Source organism: Roseateles sp. (assembly GCF_052436255.1).
In the GTDB taxonomy this organism is placed as follows: Bacteria; Pseudomonadota; Gammaproteobacteria; order Burkholderiales; family Burkholderiaceae_C; genus Pelomonas.
Genome location: NZ_JBQVNP010000069.1, coordinates 20171 through 27124, shown reverse-complemented (window position 1 = coordinate 27124; position 6954 = coordinate 20171). Strand labels below are relative to the sequence as shown.

Genomic DNA, 6954 nt, shown 5'->3' with positions numbered 1-6954 from the left:
GGGCTGGGTGGCGCCGTCCCTGCTCGACCCGGCCGAGGCCGGTGTGCAGCGCTGGCCGACCGAGACGCTGCAGCGCTGGCTGCGCGACGGCCACGCCGCGGGTCACACGGCCCAGGGGCCGATGGCCGAGGTCATCCTGGGCAGCACCGCGGCCCTGAACGACGCCGACCTGGCCGCGATGAGCACTTATCTGCGTGCCCTGCCCGAAATTTCGGTCAAGCGACCCGAACCGGCCAGGCCCGATGCGCGCCGGATTGAACGCGGCGCGAGCCGTTACCGTGAGCACTGCGCGGCCTGCCACGGCGCGCAGGGCGAGGGCCGGCGCGACGAGAGCGGCACGCTCGCCTACCCGGCACTGGCCGGCAGCCGCCTCGTCACGCAGGCCAGCGCGGCCAACCTGATCCGCCTCATCGAGCGCGGCGGCTTTGCGCCCGCCACGCCGGGACATCCGCGGCCCTATGGCATGCCGCCCTTCGCGGGTGTGCTCGGCGCCGACGACCTGGCGGCGCTCGCCAGCCACCTGCGCGAATCGTTCGGCAACCGCGCGGGCGAAGTCGATGGCGTCGAGGTGCTGCGACTGCGTCGAGCCGCGGCGGCGAATTAGCTGTCGCCACAAGCCCGCAAGTGCAGGGGGGTCACGTGAACCACTTCACGCGACCCGTTTGTGTCAAGGCGTGAAACCACCGGCATGCGCGCCACACTCCGGCCTGCCCCGGGGTAGGACCTGCAAAGCCTGCCCTGATGAATGACGTCTCAAGACGCAAGCCGACCCGCCGATACCCGCATACCACCGGACAAGGACCACAACCGCATGAACTTCCTGACGCAACTGCGCATCGGCCAGCGCCTGGCCGCAAGCTTCGGCTTGCTGATCTTGCTGCTGGTGGGCATCGGCATCTACGGCGCCTCCAACGCCAAGCGCCTGGCCAATGACCTGGACCGCACCGCCAACTCCAGCCTCGTCAAGATCGCCGCGGCCAATGCCCTGGAGAACCAGGTCAACATCATTTCGCGCGCGGTGCGCGACCTGCTGCTGCTGGACACCGCAGGCGCCATCAAGAGGCAGAAGACAGCCATCACCGGCGCGGTCGACGAAGCCGAGAAGCAGTTGACGAGCCTCGACGCGGCGTCCTCCGACGACAACGAAAAGGCCGTCGTCGGCGAGGTGCGCGAGCAGAAGACCAAGTTCCTGGCGGCACTGACCAAATTCCAGAAGATCCAGGCCGACGGCAGCCCGGACGAGGCACGCGAGAGCCTGATCACCGACCTGCGCCCGGCCCAGACCGCGCTGCAGGAAAGCCTGCAGAAGCTCGTCAACATGCAGTTCGACAGCGGCAAGGCGCTGGCCACGTCCGGCGGCGAGCTGGCCCGCTTCTCCGTCATGGTCACCGCTGGGCTGGTGATCGTGGCGGTGGTGATGGGCCTCGGCGGCTTCCTCGTGATCTCCCGCTCCATCGTCGGCCCGGCCCGCAAGGCGCAAGCCGCCGCGGAGGCCATTGCCGCCGGCGACCTCACGCAGGACATCCAGGTCGAGGGCCGCGACGAGCTGAGCCAGATGCTGCAGGCCATGAAAGACATGCAGGCCGCGCTGTCCGGCGTGGTGCGCGACGTGTCCACCGCTGCCAGCGAGGTGGCGCAGAACTCCGGCAACATCGCCGACAGCAATTCCAACCTGGCCGAGCGCACGACGCGCTCCGCCGCCAGCCTGCAGAACACGGCCGCTTCCGTCGAAGAGATCGCCTCCACGCTCAAGGGCGCCAGCGACCTGACCCGCCGCGCCGCCGGCATCGCCGTGACCGCCCGGCAGGCCGCCAGCAACGGTGGCGCCGTGGTCTCCAAGGTCGTCGAGACCATGGAGGAGATCAGCGCCAGCTCCAAGAAGATCGGCGACATCATCGGCGTCATCGACGGCATCGCCTTCCAGACCAACATCCTGGCGCTGAACGCCGCCGTCGAGGCCGCCCGTGCCGGCGAACATGGCCGCGGCTTCGCGGTGGTGGCCGCGGAAGTGCGCGCACTGGCGCAGCGCTCGGCCGGCGCGGCCAAGGAGATCAAGGTGCTGATCCAGGAATCGACCGTCAAGGTCGAGAACGGCACGACGCTGGTCAACAACGCCGGCGTGACCATCCGCAGCGTCGTCGACGAGGTCAACAACATGGGCCAGCTGATCGAGGAGATCTCGCACTCGGCCCAGGAACAGGCCACGGGCGTGGGCGTCGTCAACGGCGCGATGAGCGAGCTGGACAAGGCCACACAGCAGAACACCAGCCTGGTCGGCGAGCTCAGCCGCTCGGCCGACGCACTGCGCGACAGCTCGACCCGCCTGATCGACGCCGTCGGCTTCTTCCGCGCCGCCTGAACTCACTCACCTACTTTCCGAGGCTCGCCATGTCATTCCTGCGTTCCGCCACTGTCCTGGCCGCCAGCCTGATGCTGGCCCTGGCCGCCCAGGCCGCGCCCAAGGTCGTCAAGAAGGTGCCGCCCGAGTTCCCGGCCGAGGCCTCGAAGAAGGGCATCTCCACCGGCGTCGTCAAGGCCAAGCTGATCATCGAAGCGGACGGCAAGGTCAGCGACGTCGAGATCGTCGAGGCCGAACCCAAGCGGGTCTTCGACCGCGCCGTGAAGTCGGCCTTGATGGAGTGGAGGTTCGAGGCGGGCGAAAAGGCCACGCACGAAGTGAAGCTCGTCTTCAAGAACGAGGACTGAGCTAGGACCGAGAACCGGCCCCTGCGGCCGGTTCGACACCTTGTGAACGACAGCCAGCAATGCAGGCCGGCTGGCCGGGAAACGAGGTTTAGCGCCGCATCCCCGCCGGCACATCCGCCTTGGTGAGCGGTTGCCACCATTGCATGCCGCCGATCACCAACATCACCGTGACAACGGCGCCTCCGGCAACAAAGGCCAGGCGGCGCTTCCTTTGCGCGTAACGCGCTCGCACGCGGGCGCCCCCGGCCGCTTCGCGCAGGGCGGGGCTGAGATGCGCCTGTGTCAGGCGCCGCAGGTTGACCGCCTGTTTGCGGCCGTCACGGCTGGTCACAATTTCAAAGCTCAGAGGCTCGTCCAGCCGCGGACCTTCGCCATCGGTCGGAAACGCCGCCAGCCCGACAAAGACCTCCTCGCCGCCGCCGGAAGGGCGGATGGCGCCATAGCCGGCGTCATGGTTCCAAGCGCTGAGTACGCCTTCAAATCGCATATCTACCTCGTGACAACCCCAAGATGTTGGGGGAGGCGGCGGTGGGCGGCGCAACCGGATGTAAGCCCCCGACAATCCCCCTTTCGACAGCCCACCCCGCTAGTGCATGCCCATCAACTGGTTTCCCGGCCACATGAACTCGACCCGCCAGGCGATCAAGGATCGCGTCAAGGCGGGGCTGGACGTGGTGATCGAGTTGCTCGACGCCCGCCTGCCGGGTTCCAGCGCCAACCCCTTGCTGGCCGCGCTGACGACAGGTCGCCCCTCGCTGAAGGTACTCAACAAGCAGGATCTTGCCGACCCCCCGATCACGGGCGACTGGTTGGATCACTACAACGCGCAGCCGCATACACGCGCCATCGGGCTGGACGCCGGTGACAAGGCGCCGGCCCGCGCCCTCATCAAGGCCTGCCGCGAGCTGGCACCGCTGCGCGGCGACATGCACAAGCCGCTGCGCGTGTTGATTTGCGGCATCCCCAACGTGGGCAAGTCCACGCTGATCAACACCCTCGTCGGCAAGCGCGCGACCAAGACCGGCGACGAGCCCGGCATCACCAAGATCGAGCAGAAGATCGTGCTGGAGAACGGCTTCTACCTGTTCGACACGCCCGGCATGCTGTGGCCGCGCATCGCCATCGAACAGAGCGGCTACCACCTCGCGGCCAGCGGCGCGATTGGCCGCAATGCTTTCGATGAAGATGAAGTGGCGCTGGAGTTGATCGCCACGCTGAAACGGCGTTACCCCGAGCGGCTGCAAGAGCGCTATGGCCTGGCCAAACTGGATGAACGGACACCGGACGACGCGGTGCTGGAAGCCATCGGCCTGAAGCGCGGCGCCAAGGTGCGCGGTGGCGGCGTGCAGATGCACAAGGCGGCCGAGGCGCTGCTGGTGGACTTCCGTGGTGGCTCGCTCGGCCGCATCACGCTGGAGACGCCCGAGGAGATGACCGCCTGGCGCCAGGCGGCAGCTGACGCCGAGGCGCAAAAAGCCCTGGCGTTGGAAGCGGCCCGCCTTGCTGAGAAGGAAAAGCGCAGCGGCAAGCGCCAGTCCGCGAGCGGCGACGCGTGAATCCCCTGCCTTGACCGGCCGGGGCGGCCGCCTATGCTGGGTCGCCCGCCACTCCAAGCGCCGTCATGACTCGACTCTCCCTGCTTGACCTCGCCTTCTTCATTGCCGAGAACGAGGCCAGTCCCAAGCATGTCGCAGGTCTGCACATCCACCAGATTCCCAAAGGCGTCAAGGGTGGCGGCGCCAGCTTTGCCAGGCAGCTGTACGAGGAGTTCCTGACCCACTCCGACGTGCAGCCGCCGTTCGACCAGGTCATCAACTTCGTGTCGGCCGGGATGATGCCGAGCTGGAGCACGGCCGACAGCGTGGACCTGGCGCAACATGTCTTCTTCCACAAGCTCAAGGCCGGTGCGAACGGCCGCGACGACCTCTACGCGCTGACCGCCCGGTTGCACGAACCCATGCTGGACCGCAGCCGGCCGCTGTGGGAGGTGCACGTCATCGCCGGACTCTGGGACAAGCAGTTCGCCATTTACTACAAGATGCACCACGCCGTGGCTGATGGCATCACGATGACGCGCTGGGGTGTCGAGTCATTGCGCACGACGGTCGACGACATGAGCGTCACGCCGGTCTGGACCTTCGACCACACCCGGCGCAGCCGCGGCCTGGGGGGGAAGAAGCGGCTGGACCAGGCCGTGGCCGGTACTGTGTGGAAGCAGCTCACCGCGAACAGCAAGCGCGCCGTCGGCATCGGCCGCCTCACGGCCATGCTGGCGCTGGAGGCCGTCAAGCTGACCAAGAACGCCATCGCCCTGCCCTTCATGGCCAGCGGCAACACGCCCTTCACCGGCAACGCGACGCCGGGCCGCCAGTTCGCGACCGCTGCCGTGCCGATGGCGCGCATCGACGCCATCCGCAAGGTGGCCCGCGCCACGCTCAACCATGTGGCGTTGACCTGCCTGGACGGCGCCATGCACCGCTACCTCGCCGACGAGGGCGTGGTGCTCGACCGGCCCATCACCATCCAGATGCCCGTCAACCTGCGCCGCGAGGACGAGAAGGCCGCCGGCAACAAGATCGGCATCATCCTCGTCGACCTGTCGCCGCCCACCGACGACGCCTATGTGCGGCTGCGCAATGTCGGCTACTCGCTGCGCAACGTGCGCGCCATGATCGACGCGGTCGCGCCCGAGGCCGTCGAGACCTACACCATCCTGACCGGCCTGCTCGGCCAGATCGCCGGCATGCTCAAACTCGCCGACGTCATCACGCCGATGGGCAACACACTGGTGTCCAACGTGCCCGGGCCAGCAAAGCGCCTCTACCTGAAGGGCGCTCCTCTGCTGGAGATGCACCCGGTGTCGACCCTCCCGGCCACGCACCTGCTCAACATCACGCTGTTCAGCTACGCGGGCACGCTCTATGTCGGCCTGATCGCGACCGATGCCCTGCCCAACCTGAGCCGGCTGGCGGCGTACGTCGAAGAGGAGATCGCGACGCTCGAAGCGGCGGTCGGGATCGCATGACGGCAGCGAGGAAATGACGATGTTCGACGCCTATATGTACGACCACTGCCGCACGCCGCGCGGCAAGGGCAAGCCCGAAGGCTCGCTGCACGCGGCGACGCCGATCTGGCTGCTGCGCACGTTGCTGCAGGCGCTGCGCGAACGCACGCGGCTGGACACCGCCCTGGTCGACGACGTCGTGCTGGGCTGCGTGACGCCGATTGGCGAACAGGGCGGCGACATCGCCCGTACCGCGGTGCTGGACGCCGGCTGGGCCGAGACGGTCGCCGGCGTCACGCAGTCGCGCTTCTGCGCCTCGGGGCTGGAGAGCGTCAACCTCGCCGCGGCCAAGGTGGCCAGCGGTTTCGAGCGCCTGGTCGTGGCCGGCGGGGTCGAGAGCATGAGCCGGGTGCCCATGGGCAGCGACGGCGGCGCCTGGCTGCTGGATGAGCGCGTCGTCGAGGCCATCGGCTTCGTGCCGCAGGGCATCAGCGCCGACCTGATCGCCACACTCGAAGGCTTCACGCGCGAAGAGCTCGATGCCTATGCGGCGCGCTCCCACCAGCGCGCCGCTGCGGCGCGTGCGACCGGGCACTTCAAGCGCGCTCTGGTGCCGGTGCATGACGAAGCCGGCGCACTGTTGCTGGCCGAGGATGAGACCGTCCGCCCGCAGACCACGGCCGCGACGCTGGCCGCCCTGAACCCGAGCTTCATCAAGCTGGGTGCGAAGTTCGACGCGCTGGCGCTGCGCAAGTACGCGCAGGCCGCCGCCATCGAGCACCGCCACCACGCCGGCAATTCATCCGGCATCGTCGACGGCGCGGCGCTGGTGCTGGTCGGCTCCAAGGCCGGAGGCGATGCGGCCGGACTGAGGCCGCGCGCCCGCATCCGTGCAGCGGCCGTGACCGGCAGCGAGCCCACCATCATGCTGACCGGCACGACGCCGGCCTGCCAGAAGGCGCTGCGCCAGGCCGGCATGCAGGCCTCGGACATCGACCTGTGGGAGATCAACGAGGCCTTTGCCGCCGTGCCGATGAAGACGGCGCGCGACCTCGGGCTCGACCTGGACCGCGTCAACGTGAACGGCGGCGCCATCGCGCTCGGGCACCCGCTGGGCGCCACCGGCGCGATGCTGCTGGGCACGCTGCTCGACGAACTCGAGCGCCGCGACCTTCAGGTCGGCGCCGTGACGCTATGCGTCGGCGGCGGCATGGGCATCGCCACCATCATCGAGCGGGTTTGAC

At 68.5% G+C, this 6954-nt stretch carries 7 protein-coding genes; 6 read left to right on the top strand and 1 reads right to left on the bottom strand.

The window, feature by feature from the left end; all coding sequences use genetic code 11:
• From ACT6S0_RS16120 to ACT6S0_RS16110, 3 genes are all read left to right on the top strand, one after another.
• A partial coding sequence (locus ACT6S0_RS16120) for a c-type cytochrome (protein WP_444764804.1) occupies positions 1-604 on the top strand: 604 nt, incomplete at its 5' end.
• 207 nt (positions 605-811) lie between these two features.
• Positions 812-2359: a methyl-accepting chemotaxis protein gene (locus ACT6S0_RS16115; protein ID WP_444764803.1), complete on the top strand. Its 1548-nt coding sequence runs from the start codon at positions 812-814 to the stop codon at positions 2357-2359.
• Between the two features lie 29 nt (positions 2360-2388).
• Positions 2389-2706, top strand: coding sequence for a TonB family protein (locus ACT6S0_RS16110; protein WP_444764802.1), 318 nt, complete (start codon positions 2389-2391; stop codon positions 2704-2706).
• Between the two features lie 88 nt (positions 2707-2794).
• Here the strand turns inward: ACT6S0_RS16110 and ACT6S0_RS16105 are convergent, their stop codons facing one another.
• A complete protein-coding gene (locus ACT6S0_RS16105) occupies positions 2795-3193 on the bottom strand; it encodes a cold-shock protein (protein WP_444764801.1) in 399 nt (132 codons plus the stop codon).
• Between the two features lie 106 nt (positions 3194-3299).
• Here ACT6S0_RS16105 and ylqF point away from each other — a divergent pair, with 106 nt between their 5' ends.
• The 3 genes from ylqF (at position 3300) to ACT6S0_RS16090 (ending at position 6953) form a co-directional block, all read left to right on the top strand.
• Positions 3300-4262, top strand: coding sequence for a ribosome biogenesis GTPase YlqF (gene ylqF / locus ACT6S0_RS16100; RefSeq protein WP_444764800.1), 963 nt, complete (start codon positions 3300-3302; stop codon positions 4260-4262).
• 65 nt (positions 4263-4327) lie between these two features.
• The gene (locus tag ACT6S0_RS16095) at positions 4328-5731 is read left to right on the top strand and encodes a wax ester/triacylglycerol synthase domain-containing protein (protein WP_444764799.1); all 1404 of its coding nucleotides are present in this window, start codon (positions 4328-4330) and stop codon (positions 5729-5731) included.
• 19 nt (positions 5732-5750) lie between these two features.
• The gene (locus ACT6S0_RS16090) at positions 5751-6953 is read left to right on the top strand and encodes an acetyl-CoA C-acetyltransferase (RefSeq protein ID WP_444764798.1); all 1203 of its coding nucleotides are present in this window, start codon (positions 5751-5753) and stop codon (positions 6951-6953) included.
• The last annotated feature ends 1 nt before the right edge of the window (position 6954 follow it).